15 protein-coding genes are annotated in these 25,047 nt (G+C 35.8%); 4 read left to right on the forward strand and 11 right to left on the reverse strand.

Annotated features, from left to right (window positions below; all coding sequences use genetic code 11):
• Positions 1-241 precede the first annotated feature (241 nt).
• Both SGJ10_03940 and SGJ10_03945 read right to left on the reverse strand, forming a co-directional pair.
• Positions 242-961, reverse strand: coding sequence for a TlpA disulfide reductase family protein (locus tag SGJ10_03940; protein ID MDZ4757277.1), 720 nt, complete (start codon positions 959-961; stop codon positions 242-244).
• Positions 962-1,116: 155 nt separating this feature from the next.
• Positions 1,117-1,839 (reverse strand): TlpA disulfide reductase family protein, encoded by a 723-nt coding sequence (locus SGJ10_03945; protein MDZ4757278.1) that lies wholly within the window; start codon positions 1,837-1,839, stop codon positions 1,117-1,119.
• Positions 1,840-2,457: 618 nt separating this feature from the next.
• On the opposite strand from SGJ10_03945, the gene SGJ10_03950 reads away from it, so the two are divergent.
• Together SGJ10_03950 and SGJ10_03955 are read left to right on the forward strand one after the other, a co-directional pair.
• The gene (locus SGJ10_03950; GenBank protein MDZ4757279.1) at positions 2,458-5,436 is read left to right on the forward strand and encodes a hypothetical protein; all 2,979 of its coding nucleotides are present in this window, start codon (positions 2,458-2,460) and stop codon (positions 5,434-5,436) included.
• A 41-nt stretch (positions 5,437-5,477) separates the two neighbouring features.
• Complete coding sequence (locus SGJ10_03955) at positions 5,478-7,253, forward strand: hypothetical protein (protein MDZ4757280.1); 1,776 nt, start codon at positions 5,478-5,480, stop codon at positions 7,251-7,253.
• A 49-nt stretch (positions 7,254-7,302) separates the two neighbouring features.
• On the opposite strand, the gene SGJ10_03960 is transcribed toward SGJ10_03955, so the two are convergent.
• Entirely contained in the window at positions 7,303-13,161 is a 5,859-nt protein-coding gene (locus tag SGJ10_03960) for a lamin tail domain-containing protein (GenBank protein MDZ4757281.1), read from the reverse strand.
• Positions 13,162-13,432: 271 nt separating this feature from the next.
• Here SGJ10_03960 and SGJ10_03965 point away from each other — a divergent pair, with 271 nt between their 5' ends.
• Positions 13,433-16,693: a M1 family aminopeptidase gene (locus tag SGJ10_03965; GenBank protein ID MDZ4757282.1), complete on the forward strand. Its 3,261-nt coding sequence runs from the start codon at positions 13,433-13,435 to the stop codon at positions 16,691-16,693.
• A 22-nt stretch (positions 16,694-16,715) separates the two neighbouring features.
• Here SGJ10_03965 and SGJ10_03970 read toward each other — a convergent pair whose 3' ends face one another.
• The 5 genes from SGJ10_03970 to SGJ10_03990 form a co-directional block, all read right to left on the reverse strand.
• Positions 16,716-16,847 (reverse strand): hypothetical protein, encoded by a 132-nt coding sequence (locus tag SGJ10_03970; protein ID MDZ4757283.1) that lies wholly within the window; start codon positions 16,845-16,847, stop codon positions 16,716-16,718.
• A 199-nt stretch (positions 16,848-17,046) separates the two neighbouring features.
• Positions 17,047-17,670: a hypothetical protein gene (locus tag SGJ10_03975; GenBank protein MDZ4757284.1), complete on the reverse strand. Its 624-nt coding sequence runs from the start codon at positions 17,668-17,670 to the stop codon at positions 17,047-17,049.
• Positions 17,671-17,920: 250 nt separating this feature from the next.
• Positions 17,921-18,421, reverse strand: a complete 501-nt coding sequence (locus tag SGJ10_03980) for a rod shape-determining protein MreD (GenBank protein MDZ4757285.1) — start codon at positions 18,419-18,421, stop codon at positions 17,921-17,923.
• Positions 18,422-18,432: 11 nt separating this feature from the next.
• A complete protein-coding gene (gene mreC / locus SGJ10_03985) occupies positions 18,433-19,302 on the reverse strand; it encodes a rod shape-determining protein MreC (GenBank protein MDZ4757286.1) in 870 nt (289 codons plus the stop codon).
• A 30-nt stretch (positions 19,303-19,332) separates the two neighbouring features.
• The gene (locus tag SGJ10_03990) at positions 19,333-20,355 is read right to left on the reverse strand and encodes a rod shape-determining protein (protein ID MDZ4757287.1); all 1,023 of its coding nucleotides are present in this window, start codon (positions 20,353-20,355) and stop codon (positions 19,333-19,335) included.
• Positions 20,356-20,802: 447 nt separating this feature from the next.
• On the opposite strand from SGJ10_03990, the gene SGJ10_03995 reads away from it, so the two are divergent.
• Positions 20,803-22,011, forward strand: a complete 1,209-nt coding sequence (locus SGJ10_03995; protein ID MDZ4757288.1) for an ATP-binding protein — start codon at positions 20,803-20,805, stop codon at positions 22,009-22,011.
• A 382-nt stretch (positions 22,012-22,393) separates the two neighbouring features.
• On the opposite strand, the gene SGJ10_04000 is transcribed toward SGJ10_03995, so the two are convergent.
• From SGJ10_04000 to SGJ10_04010, 3 genes are all read right to left on the reverse strand, one after another.
• A complete protein-coding gene (locus SGJ10_04000; GenBank protein MDZ4757289.1) occupies positions 22,394-22,594 on the reverse strand; it encodes a hypothetical protein in 201 nt (66 codons plus the stop codon).
• Positions 22,551-23,999 carry a WG repeat-containing protein gene (locus tag SGJ10_04005; GenBank protein ID MDZ4757290.1) on the reverse strand — a complete coding sequence of 483 codons (1,449 nt, stop codon included), beginning with the start codon at positions 23,997-23,999 and terminating at the stop codon, positions 22,551-22,553. Before SGJ10_04005 ends, SGJ10_04000 begins: the two co-directional genes overlap by 44 nt.
• A gap of 173 nt (positions 24,000-24,172) precedes the next feature.
• Positions 24,173-24,925, reverse strand: a complete 753-nt coding sequence (locus SGJ10_04010; GenBank protein MDZ4757291.1) for a M12 family metallo-peptidase — start codon at positions 24,923-24,925, stop codon at positions 24,173-24,175.
• Positions 24,926-25,047: the final 122 nt, after the last annotated feature.

Genomic DNA, 25,047 nt, shown 5'->3' on the forward strand with positions numbered 1-25,047 from the left:
AATAAGAAATTGGGGAATAATACTTCAACAATTTTTGATTATCTTTGAATCCAGATGTCAACTCTAAAGTCGTTTACACAATTTGATTTACACTCTCATTATATGTCAAAGATACGAAACGAAAGCAAATCTTATGAAGTTAAAAGTCAGAAGTTTGAATCTTTTCTATATTAAACTTTAGTCTTCCCGCTACTAGCTTCCTACCTCCTCCTTCCTCCTTATTCCTTATTCCTACTTCCAGCTACTCCTTCCCCCTCAACCCTTCCTTAATCCCTTCATCCAAATAATACTCAATGCCAGAGGCATAACCTTCGGTGTATAATACAATAGTGCCTTGCTTGTTGATGATAATATGCGTGGGGAATGCATAAATATCCCATTTTTGAGATAAAGGTCTAGCATCGGGAACTATATGATAGTTGTAATTTATTCGCTGCAAAAAAATACCACAGGCTATGGAATCGTCTAAGCCCAAGGCAATAAATTTTACTTCTTCGTTGCTACTATAATAATCTACCAAACCATTCAGATAAGGAATTTCATGTTTGCACGGACCACAGGACTTGAACCAGAAATTCATGACCACTACTTTCCCTTTAAGGCTGTCACTATTATAATTATTTCCATCCAAATCTGTGATGATATATTTGGGCATCTTCCCTCCTATTTGTAATACTTTATTGTCGATGGTAAATACTTCCATTATATTATACTTCTTTTTTTTGGGAACAAAAGGTATGGTATTAACGGGAGCATTGGTTATAAGATAACCTTCAATAATTCCGTTGGTTTTATAGGGCCTCAGTATAATACTTTTCACTTTGCTCAGGCTATCATAAGCGGTTTGTGGGTATAGGTTGCCTGCACTGTCTTGGATGAAAAATGTAGCTGCCCGTTGGGCTATTGTGGGTTTAATACTTATCGCAAATAGTATTATAAAGATATATGTATATTTGTTCATGGGATAGAATATTTAAATTGATTGTTAATGACAAAATATTTATAACTTTGTCATTCCAATGCACGAGCTATCTACTTTCTCTGGAGATCGAAGATTGCCCTCGGGCAAAGCACATGTCTCGCCCGCAAGCTTGCGGGGCGGCATGACAAAAGTACCTATTTCCCCATAGCATTCTTAATAGCCTGATTCACGTATTGCTCCAATCCTATTACATAACCTTCGCTATATAATACTATTTTGCCCTGCTTGTCTATTACTATATGTCGGGGGCAACTGGAGATATCCCATTTTTCAGCTATTTTGCGTGAGGAGGGAATCACATGATAATCATAATTGGTGCGTTGTAAAAAGTTAGCACAAGCTAAAGAATCATCTAAACTTGGAGCCAAAAAAATCATCTTGGAGTTATTCGCATAATAGGATTTTAACCCATTCAAAACGGGCATTTCTTGTATACAGGGGCTACATGCCTTGTGCCAAAAAGCTACATGCACCACTTTGCCTCTCATGCTATCGCTATTATATACTTTCCCTTCCATGTCCTTAAATTTATATTTAGGCATCGGCCCACCTATTTTAAATATTTTATTTTCTGCTATATTCACTTCGGCAAGGTTATATATTTTGCCATCGGGCACAAAGGCTACATTGTTATAGGGTTTCGATTGTATGGTATAGCCTTCAATTCTTCCATTGCTTTTTACAGGTACGAGTTTAATTGTTTTCACTTTACTCATGCTATCATATGCCGATTGGGGGAAAGCGTTACCAACACTATCTTTGATATAGAAATTATCAGCTCGTACTTGTGTACATAGGTTATTGCCAATGCATACCATAAGGAATGCAACAACCATTTTATATATTTGATTAGCCATGATGCAAATATAAGCATGTTTGTTGTCATTTTACTATAAAGAAATTGAAGTGTATTATGTCGATAAGTAAAAAGTTGTCATTGCGAGGCTTGTATAAATGTAGTTGTATTTTTTTGTTACCCCATTGTGGAGGAGGCTCGCTAAATACCTCTAAAATTTTCATATTACATTCATCCCGAATACTGTTTATTTTTGGAAAAAGTGAAATTTATGAGTGTAAAGTATGAATATTAATAACATATTCTTACAAATTATTTTGCTATTTTGAATAAATATCGACTTTAAAATTTAATTTTAAATTGCTCAGCTTTTGGAAATACGCGACTTTATTTGGCCCTCAATTATTGACAAAATATTTCAAGGTATTTAATTTTATTAGCCTTCTAAGGATTATATTAAATGGAATCCGTCTCGAATTAATTTGGATCGGAAAGGCACGAATAGGACTAAATTACCCTTACAAATACCTCATCCATAAAAATATGTAAGAATGAATTGAAAAAGTGATTGGGATACTGATTTTTTGAAAAGAACTTTGTAACGTCAATTTGAACACATAAATACTTATATCATATACTTATTAAAAATCAAACTACACTAAACAAATTATATACTATCATGAAAAAACTACATCTACTTCTTCTGCTACTATTGTCATGTATTATTAATGAAACTGTTCTGTCGCAACAGTTCCCTTTATATGTGAGCAAACAAACCGGCCAATTTACTTCTTTCAATGGAAGCGTTCCCAAAAAAACCGATAAATATGAAAACGGGAATGTAAACTTGCAAGCGAATGGCCCCATCAATGCCGCAGTTAATCCTGCTGATATGAGCATTGGCCCTAACCAAAACAAAACTTGGTTTGGTACAATTACCCCAAATGTAGCATCTGCACCAGCCCCAGGAATTTCCGTTCCTGCATCGCTAGTGGCTAACTACAATGTAACCTATAGCCGCCCGGTAGGAGTTGGTTCCGGAGGTACTGTGCAAAGCACTTATCAGTGTGCCGAATCGATGGCGAGCGGAGAACCCGGATGTACCTATCACAATGGTATGCCAGGCAGCCACGAGATTGTTAATAAAATAGGAACTGAGCAACTTAATTTCATGGTATATAGTATAAACGTTTCGCTACCCGATACAATATGTGTACAACGTTTGCCCAACGCAAATGCTGCAGTGGGAACTGAGTTAGCTATGATGTTTCCCATGACGGGAGGTGCATGTGTATGGGAATCTTTAAGCCCAAATGTAACGCTAAGTAATATATTAAATAACCAAGCAACGATCTCATTAAATGATACCAATACTTTAGGTTTGGTGCGGGTTACTATGACTATTCAAGGTATTACTTATACTACTACCGCGGTGGTAAAATCGTGCGAGTGTGGATGCAGACCTGTAATGAATGGACTGGCCTTTGGCCCTTTGAATTTGCAATTTAATGTGAACCCCATAGGCGGTCAACCTACAAACGGCTTTTGCGAATATGTAGTAAACAATGCTACCTTAAATAATATGAGTATGATGACCTTTGTAAACAAAGTCGCCAATTTTAATAATGTGCGTTTATCGTTTAAAAAGAATTGCAAAACTGGTGAGCTCAAAGATGTAACGGTTACTTGGAACGGCAACCAAGATATTGGTGAAATTAAATATATATCAGCATCGGTAAAATCTTTTTCTTTGGCAGTGGATGTTCCTACTGGAAACTTAACAGGAAGTATAACATTACAAGCCAAATTAACTGAAGATAAGAATTTATTGCCGAGTGGAATTATGATTTTACGAAAAGATGTGAGCGGTGATTTTAAATTTAATTATGCAGGTGGAGCTAATTATAATGGTTCATTTGATTTCCTAGGTGTGAAAGATATAAATATTGATATTATAAAACAGAATAATATTATTGCTCAGTTCAAAAATGGTTCACTAACAGCAGCGGGCGATTTAACAGGCGATCTCACAGGATTGCAAGGTGCAGAATATACTTCTAACTTCTTTACAGTTGAGATTGTTAATCTCACACTTAATTTTACTTTATCTATTCCAAATTTGAATTTCAAAACCAATGTTGGAAATGGAAGCATAAAAATATATGATATAAAAGGGGTCCAAGGGCAAGCAACTATCGGCCTTGCTTTTAACCAACAAAACGTGAATGCAACATTGAATGCAAGTAACTTTACTGCATTTACTATGACTTTGCAAGAATTGAATGTAGCCGTTACCTTTAATTATGATTTTGATATGGTGAAATTGGATGGAAGTTTAAAAGCAAAACATAGTAGTTTTGATGTAGCTATTGGAATTGCAAAATTTAAAGTAGAGAATGGAGAGTTGAAAGAATTTGATGGAAATGCAAAAGTAAAATATTCAAGTTTCGAATTCCAATTACAACAAATAGCTTATACACAAACGCCTTCTGAACTTACTATAACCGCTAAGGCTGAAGTGAACCTAGCCATACAAGCTTCACTGGCTATTGACAGATTTAAAATTGCAGAAGACGGAACTATTTCGATCGGAAGAATTGCAGGTAGTGTTACCAAAACTCCGGTTAGTATTTCCTTCTCTGCACAGTTCGAACCCAATAGATTCCGTGGCACTTTCAATGCAAACTTTGCTGCTGCAGGCCCCATTGCAGGTAGTATAGATATAGGCTCGATGCCCGAATATAATTTTGGATATTTGAGGATTACCGCCGGTGTAAATTTACCCTTGGGTCAGTCCGGATTAAAAATATCTTCAATCGGTGGATCATTCGGTTTCAACTATCTTTTGCCTGATATACCCACACAAGGAAACTATGTATTCTCTGGATTATTGGGTGTGTCGGATATAGCAAATATGGTAGAAGTAACAGGTGAAGTAACTGTACAATTGGGAGCCAACAATTTTCAATTAACCTTGGATGGTAATGTGAAAGTATTAAAGAACAATCCCTTCTTCAATGTAGGTGTGCAAGTAAATTATAAACTTCCAGAAAATACAATAGACGGAAGTGCGAGGGTCGATTTAAAAATACCTTCATCAGGTTGGATGTTAAGCACCAATAATGTGCGTGTTGGATTCTTCTTCGGTGGTGGAAACTGGAGCGTAGATGGACAAAACATGGGCGGCACAGCACTTAATGGATTGGTAACACTTACCAATGGCACTATAGTAATGAACGGCCCCGTTGCTACTCCTACACAAATGACTGGAACCCTTGGTGGCAATGCTGCAATCGGCTTTAGTAAAACAATATCAACTTCAATGTTGGGTCAGTCGTTCACTGCATCTGCAAATCTGAGCATGAATGCAGGCATTAATGTGAGTATTAATGAATCGGGCTTGAATGGATCCTTCAATGTAAACCTTGCCGCAGGCGGAAGTTTGAGTTGGCGTACTTTAATAGGCAACGGTAGTATGGGTATTAATGCCAGTATGAATGGAGAAGTATCATATAATAATGGTAGCGTGAATGTGAATGGAAATCTCAGTTTAGGTTTACCTTTTGAAGTATGTGTGCCTACCAGTATCAATGTATTCAGCAGCAGTAATTGGAGTTGTTTCAGCTCTGTAGATTTCGGAGTAAGTGCATCATTCTAAAAAATTATATATACATTTGTAAACTTAAAAATATTAAGAACATGAAAAAGGTTATATTAAGTATTCTCACCGTTATTATATGTCATACTTCTTCTGTAGCACAAAGTTTTTATAAACTAATGGGCGAACACGATGGCAAAACAGTAAAACTGATGTGGTTGATATATAAATGGGACAAAAATGCCATAGGGGTTGATATCAAAAAACGTGTAGGCAAAGGCAGTTGGACCACAGTTAATACTACCGAAATTATTCCTTCATTTGGTAACGACAAGGATCTGTCGTATGCAGATAATGATATACAAAGGCAGAATGAACTCAATAAAAAAGCCGCTGCACTTATAGCCTCTGGTAAATTCAAACCTGTATCATCAACCGATTATATAAAGAAACTAAAAACAGATAGCTCAACCATGCTTTCGCTCACCTTTTTGTTTGTGAACGATTTCGATTTGGCAGTGCTCAATGGGTTTGGATTAACGGATAAAGATGTGCCTTCAGGCGAAGTAGAATATGGCCTCTTTTTCCATGGTATCAATGCCGATGAACCCTTGGCAACGTACGCATTCACCTCAGGAAAACCATCTTTATCATCTGTTGATTATACATTAAAATTTAAACCCAATTTGTCAAAAACGGCATTGAATATATATTATGATATTGATTTACTCGTTGCACAGAAATCGAACTATAATGGTTTTAATATTTACAAGAAAAATGAAGATGGAAATTGGCATAAACTAACTAGCAGTCCTATTTGGTTCAATACCTTATACAAAACCAAGGAACATTTTTATTTGGATCAAAAAGTAAACAAAGACAGTAATTATATATATTCACTGGTTTCGGTAAGTATCTTTGGCACCGAAGGTGGAAAAATAGAACATTTATATAACCCCCGCAAATTTGCTGGCACTATTCTGCCTTCCACTATTGCTGAAAATAAAAAAATAACGGATGGTGATGGACTGGGTTTAACCTGGACTTTTGATATCGCCCAAGAAAGTTTCATTAAAGGTTTTGTTGTACAACGCAAACCACATATAGATTCAGCGTTTGCAGATATTAGTTCTATAATACCTGCCAATGAGCGTAACTATAAAGACATCACTAACAAGCTATATAATAACTATCATTTTTATCGTATTAAAATTGTACCTCATGATGACCAATCATTAGATAACATATTAGGCAAAGAACTATTAATATATTATAGACCCGAATTGAAGCCTAATATTCCACAAGGTTTGCAAGCTCAATTTATAAGTGAAGCAGGCAAGCGTTATATATATTTGAAATGGGACAAAAATACCGACCGTTTCACCAAAGGGTATCGTATCTATGCTAGTTTCCCACCCTCCACAAAATTAAGCTGGCAGGGAGATATACCTTTGGTATTAGAAAACGAGTATAAATATCCTGTCAGTAATTTCGAATCATCCGATTACCATTTAAGTATATCAGCTATTAGTGAACTGGAAGATGAAAGCAAATTAAGTAATATAGTTATCGTAACTTCTCCAAGCTCCTACATGCCCAATGTGCAGATATGGCCTTTTAAAGTTGATAGCAATCAGATAACATTGGAATGGAAATATAATATTACAAAAGATTTAAAAGGATTTCGAATCTATGCAGATGGTAAATTATTAGCTGATGAGAACAGCTTAACAGCCGATAGCAGAAAATATATATTAAAATCATTAGAATATAATGCTACCTACAATTACGAAATAGAAGCGGTGAGCAAAAACAATGTGATTAGCAAACGCTCGAATGCGGTGAGTATCCTAACTGATAAGAAGAAGAAAAAATAGTTTTATTGCCTTCATTGCCGTTGGCTTCAGCCAGCGGCAATAGAGGCAATTATTCCTTCACAAACTTATATACTTTCGAATAATTATTCTCTTTTACCACAAACATATAAATTCCTACCGACCATTGGGTAATATCAATTTGGGTAGTTTTGCTCTGCCCATGGTTGGTGTTATCACCAACCATTCCAATATATACAGGCTGGCCCAACATATTATAAATTGTAAACTGAACTGTCTTATTATTGATACTTTCAATATTCAAAATACTATTTGCAGGGTTGGGAAATAATTTGATATTACTAAGTTTACCGCCTACTTGATTTATTCCGTTTGAAATAGTGTCAATTATTGTGCATATACTATTATAATACTTGCCAGGTGAACCTCCAGGACAACCTATAAACCAAGTAGCTGCATCAGAATAGTCGGTGTACTGCGTATTGTATTCCAAAGTATATCCTTTCCCATCTGCACTATCGTTCCACGGTGTTTGATTGCTCCATGTGTTATAATAAATTATCGCACTGTCTTTATTATATATTCTGATATTTCCTTTGGCATCAAAGCTAAGTAAGGGGATATAAGAACTATTTTTAGTTCCTTTAAATTGTTTATTGAATAAAGCAGTATCGGCAACCAAAACCCAGTTAGAATCACTATTTAATATATTTGAAGATAACTTAAATTTCTTGCCTTGACTATCAAAAACAGTGATGTCTTTTATATTATAATTCTTTGCAGATTGATTTCGTAGTTCAATCCAATCGCCTGCATCGGAGCTTGTTGCTGAGCTATAATTTATTTCTGATACAACAATTGGTGTATCGCACCAGCCTTGGTATTGAGCAGGCGAACCTCCAATACATTGTTCCACCCAATTTTGTTTGATTGTATAATCATCCATGCTTGCAGTAGGATTACTCATGGAAATAGTTTTTCCATTTCCATCAGCACCAAAAGTGTTATCATATTGCATCACAAATACGGGATTCTGATTGGCATCATAAATTCGCACCAATCCTGTTTGAATAAATCCTTTGGGAACATTAATGGTATTCAAATCAAATGGGAACAAATACTTAAAAGCTGCACTATCACTCACAAAAACAAGCTTGCCTTTGGGAGAAATATTTGATATTGAATCAAGGCGAATGATATTGCTTACCTTATTAAACGATATATAATAGTTGCCGAGATTTTTTGTATTTGCCGAACCAATATGATACAGCTCGAACCACGCATCGGTACTAAATCCAGTAATAGGATTATAACTAATTTCTGATACCACCAAATCTGTGGCAAAGCATTGAATATAGGCTTTTGAAGGTGAGCCTCCAAAACAACGTTCAGTCCACTCATTGGCTGTCGTTATATAATTCGTATCATATACATTCTCTATCGTTTTACCCAATCCATTAGCATAAAAATAATCTTTGGCATGATATATTACTTTTGAAATTTGTGTCTTATTTATATCATAAATGGACAAGGTGTCGTTCAATTGCAAATTAATATTCATTTGCACAGATGTAGAACTATAGTTAATACTAAAATCTGCGGAGTCCTGAGCAATGATGAGCCTTTGAAATGGATAACATATCTTATTCTCAGCCCAAGCATTTGCAGTTGTAGCGGTATTTAGTTTATATCCATTTAAGTTAACGGGCATAATTCCCTTATTATATAATTCTATCCACTGTGTTTGCTTTTTCAAACTATCGCTATTGAAATTAATTTCTGAGACAATAAGATTTTCACTACAACTTGTAATAGCTGTTTGCGGATTTCCCAATAAACAACCATGAGTCCAATTTGCGGCATCACTGTATTCTGAAATTGCTGCTGGTATTTGCTTTAATGATAACGTATAACCATTGGCTCTAGCCATAGTATCCCATTGATTGCTGCTATTGAAACTCATTTCAAACCTTCTGAACTTATTGGTATCAGTAAGCAAAATAATTTCTGCGGTATCATTCAAATCGAATTGACTATTATATACAATATTTGATCTGCTTAGCTTGGGAAAATAAGTAAGCAAGTTATTTGTATCTGATACAATCAATATATAATCGTTTGGATAAATGATTTGTGAAGGCAAAATAAAACTGTCTATTGAAGTACTCAATTTCCAATTTTTTACATTTAAAGTATCGTTAGAAATATTTTTAAATTCCATCCAGTCTCCCATGTTAATTTCTGGCAGCGAATGATAATTAATCTCACTAGCTACCAACTGAATATGTTCTTGGCAAATTGTTCTAAAAGTGCCTGGAGAGCCCAAGAAACAACCTACACCCCAATTTGCTTTATCTGAAAAATCATTGTTTACTTTATTATATTCGAGTGTGTATCCGTTGCCATTTACCGCTGGCCAAAAATAATTTTCATTATGATAGTTTACAGAAAACTTTGGGTAAAGCTTACTATCGAACAACCGTAAATTTTCGCCATTATTACTTAAACTAAAATTAAATGAATCTACTACATTTTTAACATTAGGGTATATTTTTTTAAACTTTTGTTTGGTATTTGCTAAAACGAGGTAACCATTTGCGGGAATAATAGTTCCTGCAGGAATTGTATAATCGTGTGAGTCATCACCATCTTTGAAATGCCAAAGAGAAACACTCTGATTACTATTGGTAGTATTGTGCAATTCAACCCATTCACCTGCATCGTGTGAACCTTTAGCATTGTAACTGATCTCGCTAATAATAATATTTTCAAAACATATCGAATAAGCCTTACCTGGTGAACCTCCGATACAACCGTTAAACCAACTACTTCCATTTTTCATTACCGATGAATCTGTTTTCAATTCTAAAGTTCTGCCTGTTCCATCAGCACATTCAGGCCAAGGCAGACTATCAGTAAATGCAAAAGCTATTTTATTTTTACCCTTATTATCAATTAATACGACAGAATCCGTATGATTGTCCAAAGGGAATTTTATATTTCCCAATCTATTATATACTGAAGGATATACTTTTTTGAATAAAGCGGTATCTTCACAAATCACAATATATTTATTGGCAGGCAGTATATAATTATCTGCAAATTCATAGAATGCATAATCTTTCGATGTTTTGAGTTTATAGCCTGTTAAGTCGACTGCCATAGAAGAATTATTATGCAATTCTATCCAATTTCCACTATTAATTTTATCGGAACAGTTATAATTAATTTCAGACGCTATGATAGGAAATGAAATGGTAGCTCCATTAAAATATGCTGTTATAATATTGTTAGCAGGTGTTAAATTTATGGTAACAGTTTTTGTTTTATAGGTAACAGAATCTATTACAAATGAATCAAATGAATAACCGGGGTTAGGCACCGCGGTTACAGTAATTGGCACTCCATCGAAGTATACACCACTCCAAGGATAAGTGATAGGAATAATTGTATTTAATTTGATAACACCTGCAGCATTGCTACTTAATTTTAAAGTTAGATTTACTTTTTTTGTTAATGAAAAAGTGGTCACCATGGAGTCTCTGTTTGCGATTTGACTGTATTTTACAAAAGTATCTAAATCCTTAACATAGGCTGACCAATAAGTTGTATCATAAAAATTTCCCCACCTTGCTATTTCTTTCGGCATATCAAATTTGATATTATTCTTTATATAATTGATATTGCCCGCATAGTTAGCAGGAGTGAGAATGGTATTCATTAAATCAGCATAACGATTCACAAAATAATTTTTGAATTTTGTATTTCTAGCAAGGTAATATAATCCAAAATAATTACCACTAACTAAGCTCTGCAATTTTGTACTGGCAGTGCTTGTGCCCCAAGTTGAAAAAATATCCCGTGTACCAAAATCGGTATCATATAATAAATACCTAAACTTTCCACCTTTCATAGTAGGTCGCCAGAGCTTGGTATTATTGCCTGGCCAGTCCATATTGTTAATAAACGTCTCGATAGTAATATAATCTACAAAATTTTTAATGTCTAAATACTTATTAAGCGAATCATAATTAGCTGTTACACTTAAGTCACTACCATACCACGAATACAATGAGTAAGATGCATTTGCAGTGCCATTATGCACGCCAAATATTCCAATAATATCCATGCTGTCTTTGCTTACCCCACTTATATTTTCGATACAATCATTATCCTGCTTTTCACGTATATGATATATTCCCCAAGGTTGCCCATTTAAATATACAAAACATGAATTATGCTCCATCACATCCAAATTTGTTTTGAGCATAATATGATTGGTTAGCTCGTCACGCATCATAGACCCCCCTTGGTCTTGGCTTCCTGAACGAAGATTAAAAGAGGTGATATTTGTATAGTTTCTAAAAGGGAATAACTTATAATGTATAAACGAGCTATCAAAATCGGATGTAGTTTCTACCCGCAGACTTTTCTTTGCATATCCACGAGATCCATTACCATGAATACTGAGCATGGCATCTAATTCGAATTGCGGACTGCCATTGGCTAATAAATATTCAATATGGGAGGTTCTTTTTTCAGCACCTACGTAGCCGTTTGTTGCATATAATCCATCATAAGTATTAAACAAATCTAAAGAATCGGCTGTGATTGATATAATAGGCAGCTTGAATTTTTTATCATTAATTATATAAATGTTTGTTATAGGTTTGCTGGGCAAATAAGCACCAGAAGTATCAACACATAAGGCACGAATTGACACATCAGCAGTTATTTTAATACCGGTTGATTTATATAAGAATGATTTATCGGTTGGAATATCACCATTGGTAGTATATCTTATTTGGACATTTTGTTGGGTGGTTGCTAATTTTAAAACTGAATTTTTTGTTACAAATCCAGATTTTAAATTACATGCAGGCGGAATTAAAAAACCAGCAGCACAATGTTTGCCCGTATTACTAGAATCAGGAGATGGCTCGTCAGTAATACACCAACTACCCCCATCAGGTATTCTGGCAAATGATATATTTCTGGCAGTAAATTCTGTTTTCTTTTTATCGATTTGTGTTCCCGTTTTATCAAATAAATATATAGTTTCTGTTGGTTTTAGTTTAAAATTTGTATGTATAAATGAAACGCTATCTTTTAAGTATGGATTTTTTGTATAATTATTGATATGTTTTACATTGTCAGAATAGCCCAAACTTAAATAAGGAATTGAAGTTTGGTGAAAGCTATCTTTGGGAGAAAAATATCTTATGTGGAGCACAATAGAATCGAAATTATCAATATAATACTTGATGGCGTCTAAATCTACCATTGCTGATCTGGGTTTATCTCCATTTCTTATATGTTTGAGCGGGTTATTTGAAAAAGTAGCTATATAAGTCCAATTCACATATATATAACATTGGTTTTCGTTATCCAACTGGATATAACATTTTTTTAAATTTGTATAGTTTTTATTGTTCAATTTAAATGCATATCTCATCGTATAATTGGCGGTAGCGTTTATGATGGTGCTATCATCTCCATCTGCCAAACCTATTCCTCCTTTTCCTTGAGCCCAACTACTCGCATCATAAGAAGGAGTATAAATAGCATACGGATTAAAAACATTGTTCCACATGGTATCAGTATAAGAATAACGCCAATTATTATTGGGATGCACTGCCGTTTCCCAATGGTTAATTTTTTCAATTGTATCTTTTCCTGATAGAAAAATCAGTAATCTTTCTTGTGGTTTCAAAGTTAGATTGGGAAGTTTCCATTTGTTTTTCACCAAGGCATCATCGGTGAGCGTGTATCCATTCAAGCTTAAATTTGCATTCCCGGCATTATACAATTCCATCCATGCTGGATTTTCAAAATCCTCGTCGGCAATATTGCCACTGTTCAAGGTCTGAATTTCGTTAATTACTAATTGTCCACGGCTGCTATTGGGAACAATACAACCTAATAATATATATATAAATGTAAATTTCATAAACCTCATCTTTCGTTATTTAAATTTCAAATATACGCTAAAAAAATATTAGCTTCACATTGCTTTAACATTTTGACCTTTAGGCAACATTAAAGATTCTATTAAATATCTGCATTTTTCAACCATTAAGAAATTAATAAAATTGAGCCCGATGAATCGCCTTAATATTCTTAACTCCTTACTGGCTATTTTTTTACTAAGTTAAACTAAATGATGAATGGTTCTATTTTAGCTACTTGCCTTTTTCCCTTTTGCACACTAAACTTGCACCATGCAAAAACCAACCTCTACAGCCAAACAAATATCTTTGGCTTTTCTCACTTTCTTTATCATGTTAGCGAATATTTCCAAGGGCCAAACTGAACTTGGCAAAAGCTACAATACCAGTGAGAACAGCAGCTATTGGGGCAATCGCAAGCCTTATGAAGGTTACTGGCAACAGGATGTCGATTATAAAATTAATGCCATACTCGATGCAGATTCCGACATCGTGAGTGGGCAAGAAGTGCTTACTTACCGCAACAATAGTCCGCATGCCTTAACGGAATTATATTTCCATTTATACCAAAATGCCTTTACGGATGGCAGTTATTTACATAGCCTAGAAGCAGCCAACCAAGTGAAAACAAAATTTGGGAAATATGAAGGACAAGGATTGGGAACTACTATAGAAAATTTAAGTATCGGTCGCAATACCTACAAAATTGCTACTTTGAGCGACCCAACACTTCGTGAACCTAATACGGCTTATATGGACAATACCATACTAAAAGTACCCTTGGATGTGCCATTGCAGCCAGGAAAAGAGATACAAGTGAGCATCAATTTCAAAAGCTATTTCGATGCGGGAAGTATGCGTAGGCGTATGAAATTATTCAAAAATTTCGGGTTCAAGCATTTCGACTGTGTGCATTGGTATCCGCGTATTTGCGTGTACGACCGAAAGTTTGGCTGGGAAACAGATCAGCATTTGGGCAAAGAATTTTATGGCGATTTTGGTTCCTTCGATGTCAATCTCACTTTGCCTTCGCATTATGTATTAGAAGCAACGGGAACTTTGCAAAACGAAAACGATGTTTTGCCAGCAGAATACAGGGCAAAAATAGATATACGGAATTTTGCTACCTTGCCCAAACCATACATACCCAATGCCTGCAACCCTGCAGATGGTAAAACCAAAACATGGCATTTCATCGCATGGAATGTACACGATTTTGCATGGACTGCTGATCCATTATATAGAATTGGAAATGCCGAATGGGATGGAGTGAAAATAGTATCCTTGGCCGAAGAATTTAATGCACCTAACTGGCAAGATGCTGCAGTGTTCGCAGCAAAAGTGATTAAAGTATATAGTGAAGATTTTGGCCATTACCGCTACCCCAAAATGGTGGTTGCTGATGCACGTGACGGAATGGAATACCCTATGCTCACACTTGATGGGGGCGGTTTCCCAGGCTACCATTTTGTACTGGCACATGAAATTGGCCACAATTGGTTCTTTGGAATGGTAGGAAATAATGAAACCTACCGAGCCGCGTTGGACGAAGGATTTACCCAGTTTCTCACTACTTGGAGTTTGAACAGAATTGACGGAAATTATCCATTATATACTACCAAAAACGGAAAACCCATCGACAAAAAAGTAGAGATGAACAATATAGATATGAACTCCCTATATCAAGCTTATTTGATGGATGCTATTACAGGTAACGACGTTCAACTCAATACACACAGCGACCAGTTTGCCAGTGCTTTGGGCCATGGCGGCGGATATAGATTAGTGTATTATAAAACGGCCACCATGTTGAGTAATTTACAATATGTTTTGGGTGATGAATTATTTATAAAATCCATGCAACATTATTTTGAGCAATGGCATTTTGCACATCCATATTTTGAAGACTTTAGAAATAGTATTATAAACTTTAGTCAAGTGGATTTGAACTGGTTTTTTGACCAATGGATGGAAACTACCAAATCAAATGATTATAGTATAGAGCGTGTAAAAAAAGAGGGGAAGCATGATGGAAAACATATATATAATATTACTTTCCAACGTAAAGGTCGTATGCAAATGCCAATTGATTTTACAGTGCATCTGGACAACGGAACAATATTAAATTATTATATACCCAATACGTATTTTGTAAAGAAAACTTCTGCTACTGTATTGCCTATTTGGCGTGGGTGGGATTTATTAAACCAAACATATACTGCTACCATATTGGTTGATGATGAAATTAGTAATGTTATCATAGATCCATCACACCGCATGGCCGATATAAATTATTTAGACAATAGCAGCAAAATGCCTATATATCTCAAATTCGATTGGCCAGTTAGGCAGCCCAATAACTTCTACCAATACCGCTTGCGTTGGCGTCCCGATGTGTGGTATAACGGAATTGATGGGGTGAAAGTGGGATTGAATCTGACAGGTAATTACCTACAACTAAAACACAAATTTGAATTGACTGCATGGTATAATACAGGATTGTTAACCCGTATTACTGCCAATCATGCTTTAGTAAATTATGCTTTTACCTATGAGCATTTATTAGGTCATGGATTAACTTATAAATTAGATTCTCGTTTTCTCGATGGTTGGTTGGTATTGAAAACAGGTTTCGAAAAAACATTGGAACGTGGTGGCAAATTCAGCATATATTATAAATCTATTAATACCGATTTTTATAGTGCAAATTATAGATTGGGTTTTGATGGGAGCGTGGTGGGACAAACAAATTATCTGAGTCAACTTCGCACATTGGCCGCCACCTATTCTGGCGGCAATAACTACAACTGGGGCAAAGGAAACATACAATATACATTTACCGCTCGCAGTAATTTTTTGATGTCGCCTGGGCAAAATAATTATATTGAAGCCAAGGTAGTAAATAATAACCGCATCCATAAATTTGAATTGCGTTCACGTTTTATTGCACGTTACGGAGCTATGCAATCTCCTATTATATCATTATATGCGGCGGGTGCCTCGCCGGAGGAAATGTATGATAATAAATTTGTACGTTCTTATGGATTCATGCCCAATGGTTGGGATACCTATGGAAGTGTAACAGGGCATTTTCAATATGGTGGCGGACTTAACCTTCGCGGTTTCAATAATTATATAATGCCCGAACAACGAATAGTGAATGGCCTAATAACAGTGGTTCCAACTTATCAAACTAATATAGGAACATCGGTAAGTGCTGAGTTGGATTTTGATGAATTTATTAATATAAAACCTAAAGCTTTTCGCAACTGGTTGCATTTCGATACTTATCTTTTTGCCGATGCAGGATTGTTGAACCAAAGTACTTATAATAAATTATTAATTAATACATTTTATCCTCGCGTCGATGCAGGACTCGGCATTTGTGCTACCATCAAAAAGTGGGGCCGCTACAATGATATACAACCTTTAACAATTAGGTTTGATATGCCGTTTTTCCTCAACACACCGCCGTTCGATGATCCAAGCTATTTTAAGTTTAGGTGGTTGGTTGGAGTAAATAGGAGTTTTTAAGGGAGTATAAAGTATATAGTCGTTAGAATATAGTATCAATTAGTTGGTATAATACCGAAACTCTATATATAATAGTCCAAAAGAAAGGGACTAATCCTCCCGCATCCCGATAATTATCGGGATTAAGCGGGGCTTTCGGGATGTAGTTCGGCATTGCCATTCTAAAAACTAATCCGCCACAGGCGGAGAACTATTATAGTTTAAGAAATGGTATAAGAGAAATGGATGAGTATAATAGTCTGTCCAGTGAAAATGAAAAAAGAATCTTCCTACGAAATGAAATGATTAAACACAATACACAATTAGCTGCGGCAGCTAAAGATGCAGGTGTTATCGAACATTAACAATTAATCTCACTTCACCCCAAAATTCTGAATCCAGTTATACATACTACTTTCTAAACCCGATCCATAACAAGCCACATAAGTCCATTTAGGATTTATTATATTATAGCGATGCCCATAACCTGGTATGCCATCAGCAATAAGCAATTGCATTACAAAAGCACGTGGAGCTTGATTTGGAAGTGCCCCTGCAATATTTTCGTTGCCATCTTTCATTTTTGGTGAAAACCTCATAATTCTTTCTGACGGACTAGACCCATCACTTCCTGTATGCAGGAGATTCCAATTATGTTTCTTCTGATCGGCACCAAAATATTTGGTGGCATTATATATTCCACTATCAGGTTTTAAAACACGCATGGGTTTTAATTTCTTCAAGTCATCAATTAAAGTATTTAAAGCTTTTACCATTTCACCATATTCAGAAAACCACGTTGTATCGACAGTTTTAGCTTTTTTACCATTTAATGTTTTTGTAGTATAGGTGAGCGAATATCTTTTGCTGCCGTTTCCATATTCCTTTTGATCCTTAATGGCACTTACCAACATGGGTTCCAACTCTTTTACATAATTTGATGGGTTTGTCCTCAGCAAATTAATTTCATATATCATTTCCCGTTCTTCGGGTTTCATGTACTTGCAATTTTTTGCGGTATTCAAGGAGTCGACAAGTACCGGTTTTTTAAAGGTACTTTTAGCTATAGGTTTTTGCGTAAAAATTGCATAACTAAATATGCTAGTAAACAATGATAAATACAAAATTTTCATTCGTGCGTATATAATATGAGATTTGACAACTTCGCCTCGCTAGTGCATAGCAGAATTGTTAAATCTGCACCGCATTCATCATTCATCATTCATTCCGCCGCGGCGGACATCATCATCACTCCCTCGACCTCACCCTAAAAAACATAAAATGCGTAAGCATAATAAGCATGACCGAGGCAACGGTACTTGTGGCAATACGCAACAACGTTTGAAGGATTTCGGTAAAGGTAAATACTTCTGCGAAAAACAATACAAAGTGGTGAACGAAACTACAAACAGTAGCATATATTAAAAACCACTGCACATCGGTACTGGCAATATCTGGTTGGCGAATGGTATCGAGTTGGTCTTTGCTTAAAGTAGTTCGCAAATAAAATATTCTGAAGTACGCTAAGAACACAGTGGCAAAAGCACACAGCCCTTGGGTATTATAAAACACGTCAACGGTCATTCCCAATATAAACCCTGAAAGTAATAGCCATCCCGGATTTAACTGCACGGGCAACATCAAAATAAACATGATATATAATTGCGGGTTCACAAACGTGATATCCAGTTTTTTGAGTATAAAAACCTGCACCGCTACAAACAGTACAAAACGGGTGATATGTAACATTAAATCTCTAATCACTGCGGTTTAGGTCCGTTAGGTTGTGTGGTTTTTTTCTCTTGTTGTTCGGCATTTGTTTCAAGCTGTTCCACCTCTTTCTTCAACAAACTATTTACTATATATACTGCGGATACGTTTCCAAAATCGGTAGCAAGTTTAATTTTCAGTTTATAGAAATTCCCGCCAGCATCATAGTCCACCGCTTCCACTTTGCCCACATTAATCCCCTCTGGGAAAATACTACTAAAGCCCGATGTTATAATATCTTGCCCCACCTTCACGTTCACATGTTTATTGATATCGGTGAGCGTTCCATAGAGTGGATCTTGCCCGTCCCAAACCAAAGGTCCAAAATATCCATTCTCCTTAATCTTCACGCTTATCTGTGCATTTTTGTTCAAAAAACTTTGTACGCTGCAATAATTATCGCTTGCCTCCATTACAATACCTACAATACCAGAACTAGTAATTACAGCCATATTTTTGGCGATGCCATGCTTGGTGCCCCGATTTAATATCAAGTAGTTGTTTCGCAAATTGGTAGTATTGTTTATCACCCTTGCTGGTATATAAGTATATTGCTGTGTTAGGCCCGAATCAACTTTGGTGGTTTGGTCTATATTGCCATTATAAAAAGATTGAATAGTACCACTACGAAACTTTGCATTCTCTTGCAAAAGTTGATCATTCACATCGCGTAGTTTTAGATAATCAGTAAACCAACTCACCGACTCATAAAATTGTCCCACCAAATAATTGGAAGCATTAACCACTGCCGTGTTTTGGAAATTATTATTCTTGGCAAGCAGGTAAAAGCTAACCGTTTCCAAGCCTATAAATAGGAAGAACAAATAAAACTTTTGAAAGAACAGGATTAGGTTCCGCATATATGCTGCGTTGTGTTAACCTCCCCCATTTTAGGGCATCAAAAACTTAAAGCGGTGAATGTTTTTGAGAGCGATACCGGTACCACGTACCACCGCTTTCAAAGGATCATCAGCCACATGCACGGGCAACTTGGTGCGGCGAGACACCCTTTTATCAAGGCCACGCAACAATGCACCACCACCAGTTAGGTATAAACCTGTTTGATAAATATCGGCTGATAACTCGGGAGGAGTTATTTCCAAAGCTTTCAAGATGGCTTCTTCAATTTTCGAAATGGACTTATCCAATGCCAATGCAATTTCGCTGTATGTTACTACCACTTGTTTGGGCAGTCCTGTAACGAGGTCACGACCATTCACTTCATAATCGGGAGGAGGATTGTCCAAATCGGGCAGAGCGGCACCAACTTCTATTTTAATAGTTTCAGCGGTACGCTCACCTATCAATAGGTTGTGTTGCCTACGCATATAGTCCAGAATGTCGAGTGTAAATTCGTCTCCCGCCACCCGTATACTTTCGTCGCACACAATACCAGAGAGGGCAATAACGGCAATCTCGGTAGTACCACCACCGATGTCAATTACCATATTTCCCATGGGCTCGGCCACGTCGATACCGATTCCTATTGCAGCGGCCATGGGTTCGTGAATGAGGTAAACCTCTTTGCCACCAGCACGTTCAGCACTGTCACGCACGGCACGCTTCTCTACTTCGGTGATACCTGAAGGAATACAGATAACCATTTTGAGGCTGGGGCTAAAAAACCTTTTGCCCGGATTGATCATGCGAATCATTCCGCGAATCATGTGCTCGGCAGCGGTAAAGTCAGCAATAACACCGTCTTTGAGGGGACGGATGGTTTTAATATCGTCGTGAACTTTTCCATGCATCATCATGGCTTGTTTGCCAATGGCTATCACCTCTTTGGTAGAGCGATTGATAGCGATGATGGACGGTTCGTCTACGACTACTTTGTCTTTGTATATGATGAGCGTGTTGGCGGTGCCCAAATCTATAGCTAACTCCTGGGTAAGGAAATTAAATAATGCCATTCGTTGTCAGATAAATAAGTGGTTGGTATGGATATTTTTAAAAGTGTTGCAAGTTAGCTTGGGATTGGTTGATTTTGCAAACCCAAAAAATAAAATGTTATGGACAGGATGTTGATAGCCTATAATCAATTACGAATTTCTGCCGCCGGCAACGGAACGATTTACGATTTAAACTAGGCCGCAGAGCTTAAGATGAGCGATGTTCGATGTAGCTCGCCGCGGCGAGTACGATGTGCGATTTACAATGTGCGATTTGGCTGACGCCTGAATAGTCACTTTCAAATTTGCGTCCGAATTCGAATAATTGGTACTTGCAAAACTTTCACTTCTAAAAAAAATGAAAGAAGAAAAAACAGGTAAAATAAAAAATAAAAACTGTACAATATTTTATACCTTTGCGTATTATACCAAATGGTATAATACCAACTAGTATAAAATAAATTCACCATGAAAAGCTCTCCATTTATTTACGGAAATACTGTTAGTATTTCTTCATTTACTAATAGAGAAGAAGAAGCCAAAAAACTATCAAATAACTTATTAGGCGGTATAAATACCATGATCATTTCTCCACGACGCTGGGGGAAATCATCGCTAGTTGAAAAAGTTATTTCCGACATCAATAAAAAAGATAAAAAATGTAAAACCATTATTATTGATTTATTCTCAGTAAGCAGCGAGCATGAATTTCTGGAACTTTATGCCAAAGAAATTATTAAAGCTTCCTCTAGTAAATGGCAAGAATGGGTTACGAGTGGCAAAGAGTTTTTTAAAAAAATAATCCCAAAAATAAATCTAGGAATAGATCCCACCACCGATTTCAGTGTGAGCTTCGATTGGAAAGAACTAAAAAAGCACAGTGACGAAATTCTGAACCTTGCGGAGACTATTGCAAAAAAGAAAGGAATCAAATTTATAATATGTTTAGATGAGTTTCAAAATCTTTCTTCATTTAATCAATTCGAAATTTTTGAAAAGAAAATGCGTTCTATTTGGCAAAGGCAAAAACTCGTTACCTACTGTATTTATGGCAGCAAACGGCATATGATGAATGATATATTCAACAATCCTTCAAAGCCTTTTTACCGGTTCGGAGATATTATACTGTTACAAAAAATTAAAACCATAAAATGGGTAAATTATATTACCAAAAGTTTTGCAAATACCAAAAAGAATATACTTCCCCAAGATGCGGAACTGATACCCTTATATATGAAAAATCATTCATGGTATGTGCAGCAGTTAGCCCACTATACCTGGAACCTCACGCAACGCAAAGCAACCATTATAGAAATTGAAAAAGCATTGGACGAATTGATACAAGCAAATACGCCTTTGTACCAAAAAGAAATAGAAAATATTAGTATTACACAACTCAACCTATTAAAAGCAGTAGCAAATGGGGAATCTAAATTTATGAGTACAGTTATTATGCAACAATACCACTTGGGCACTCCGCGAAATGTAAGCAAAAATAAAACTATACTTATTAATAATGATATTATACATCTAGTGAAGGATGTCTATGAATTTTTGGACCCTGCGTTTGAACTTTGGTTTAAAAAACAGTTTTTCCAGCAATCATATAAAATTTTAGATTCAGGTATGGTTGAGGAAGTAATTGTAAAATATAAAAGTCTCAAAAAAAAGAGTTAATATATTACAAATTCTCTCTCGGAAATATTTTATTCAATACTTCGATTGGAGATTTTACTGCATTTTTTCATATATGTAAAGTGTAATACCATTTCTTAAACTATAATAGTTCTCGGCCTGTGGCGGATTAGTTTTTAGAATGGTAGTGCCGAACTACATCCCGAATGCCCCGCAAACTTGCAGGGGGATTAGTCCTCTTTTTTGAGACTATTATATATTGAGTTTCGGTATAACTTACTTTTGAAATTAATAGTGAGAAATATGCATGGTCCTATTGCTTCTAGTAGCCAATCAATCTTAATTAATTGACCTATACCAATATATTCAAAATCAGAGTAAATGGTGAACGGCAGATTTTTAAATCATTGAATTGCAAATAATCTTATTTGATGATTTTGCAATCGGTGCCACATTTCTGTATGCTGCCATCTACCATCTTCATTATATACAACTTTTGCTTTGGATCCCATTCTATTTCTAAGCATTCATTTAGGTGCAATATAATATTTCCATTCTTATCAAATATAAATGCTTCTGAACTAGTACGGCCAATGTTTATTCCGATAAAATATATACTGTTCATTTGCTGATACTTTTGTAAGTATAGCTAAGCCTTTTATAATCTTTACAAATTCTCCATCTGTATTATATTCTTCTAACATTCTATAATGCTCGATGGGGATAATTTCCTTGGCGTACTTATTCCATACACCGTAGTATGAACCTCTATTTACCAAAAGAAAATCCGCAGACTTAAGTGAGCCAAGGTCTGGGTCTAATACATCATAAATATCCATCACACTTGCTGATAAATTTTTTACTGTATCAAATTGCCTAAAGAAAAGCCCCACGGAATCATAGCTGGTACTAAACGGATATACAAATGAAATCGTATTACTGTCCGCTGTTTTCTTTTCAAATAGAATCCATGATTGTTTGAAATTAACTGCTACGATACTTTCATCAGCTTTTCTTTTATATAATACATTCCCCTTCAAATCCACAATCATCGAATTCATTATATAAACCCAATTGTTGCGTTCTTCGAACAAAAATACAATTTGCTCTTGGGCTTTGTTATAATAGAAAAACGGTTCTTCATAAATAACCATTTCCGAATCATTTCCCTCAGGGCTAATGTCCATAACACGACTTTCTCTATTATATTTGCATGCAGCCAGTTCATTCCCTTTACTGTCCATGATACCATAGTTCATCTGCTGCATGCTGTCATCATATTTACTAATAAGATATAGATAAGGTATAAATGAATAGTTGTAATAATAAGTTTGACCAACCCACTTAGGAGAAGCCGTAGATTCATTTCTAAATAGTTGTAATTGTACCTCATCATAAGGTAGTTTTTTTACTATCACACCTTTTTCATCAAGTAATACATATCTTATCTTTTGCAATTCTCCCAACCTTAAACCGCTGCCATCCATACTTGCAGCAAATTGTCTGTCCTTCCAATCACTTCCTAAATCTGCCAATACCAAACCGTTTATATATAATCCGAGGTATTCATAATTTGTCGGAATAATTATATGTCCGTCACGATCAATCATTCCTTTCTTTTGTACAACTCTTCTTTCCCGCACTCTTCTATAATCCATTTTCGATTCGATACCCGCAAATGAATCTACATGGTTCCAATCTCCTGTTTTGCGATGTTGCCAAATATAATTATAACTATAGACTGCTACCACAGCTTTACCATCCACAAATGAATCGAGTTTTTGATAAGTAGGTTTTACAAGCCACTTACCTTTCTTGTTGATAAGCCCCCAACTGGCATGTACCGAAAAATCATATACATCTACATTAAATTCCACAGGCTCTGTGCTATGAAATAAACCAGTAGTATCTTTTACCCAAGCCTTGCCATCTTTGAAAGGTTGAACTTGTATATAACAGTTGTGACAAATATCTTTACCATTGGCCGATATCAGAGAATAGCGGGCTGCGAGAGAATAGACCTCTTTCATAATTCAAATAAGAAAAGCCAAATTATAACGGACACTTTATTTTATTAGACCTCTTTCATAATTCAAATATACATGATGTTTATTTTTGCCACAAATATAGAAGGGCCTATTCAACGAAACAAACCACATTTTGCGTATAGTAATTCGAACTATACACTACAAGAAAGACAATACTATTTCCCTCCATTTAATTTCAAATCAGCCAAGCAATTTGCATCAAGGGTTGGAATATTTCCCGTTATCAGAAAACCCAATACATCTGTTGTTTCCACCGCATAGTACATCAAACAATCTTTATTATTGCAATGAGCTCCATTGGGTGAATCTTTGTGGTTTGTTTGCATTTTTGACCCCACATCTACCAAACCTAAAATATGCCCAAACTCATGCTCCAGAACTGTTGCTGTTAACTTGGTTCGGCTTGCTTGCCCCACATTTCCAGAATTATCGTTAATGGTTTTACCAAACAAACACATGGAGGTATTATTATATGCTACACCCAAAACATTGGCATTAGAATACCCACCATTGGTGAACAAGAAATAGACACCCAACTCTTTGTCCGTTGTAAATACGGTCCGATTTTCTTTTTCTATATCCGCTACTTGCTGTACGGTGAGAGTGCCATTTGAAGAAGCAGGTATTTCTTTTTGAACAACGGTGATGCCTACTGATTTATTAAGCCGTGCTGTTAAAAAATCTTTAAGCAAGTTTACGGCACTTGCATCGGGTGCAAAACCCGCCATGTATTGAATCTCAATTTTAATTGAAGAATATTTGCTTTCACTCAGTAAGTCATTGGCCGAACCGCCCACACCTTTGTTATTTGAATAACTAGAACCATCACTATTTTTATATTTCTTGTTACAACTAGGCAATAAAGCAATACACACAAGAAGGGCAAAGAATACATACTTATTTTTCATAATTGGCTTTTGGTACATAACGCAAATATATCAAATTTATTTGATTGCAAAAATAAAATTTATCGCCCTAATTGTCTTCTGATACCTGATACTTGATACTTGATACTTCAATTACCAGCTAA

This window comes from Bacteroidota bacterium (assembly GCA_034439655.1).
Classification (GTDB): Bacteria; Bacteroidota; Bacteroidia; order UKL13-3; family UKL13-3; genus CANJUD01.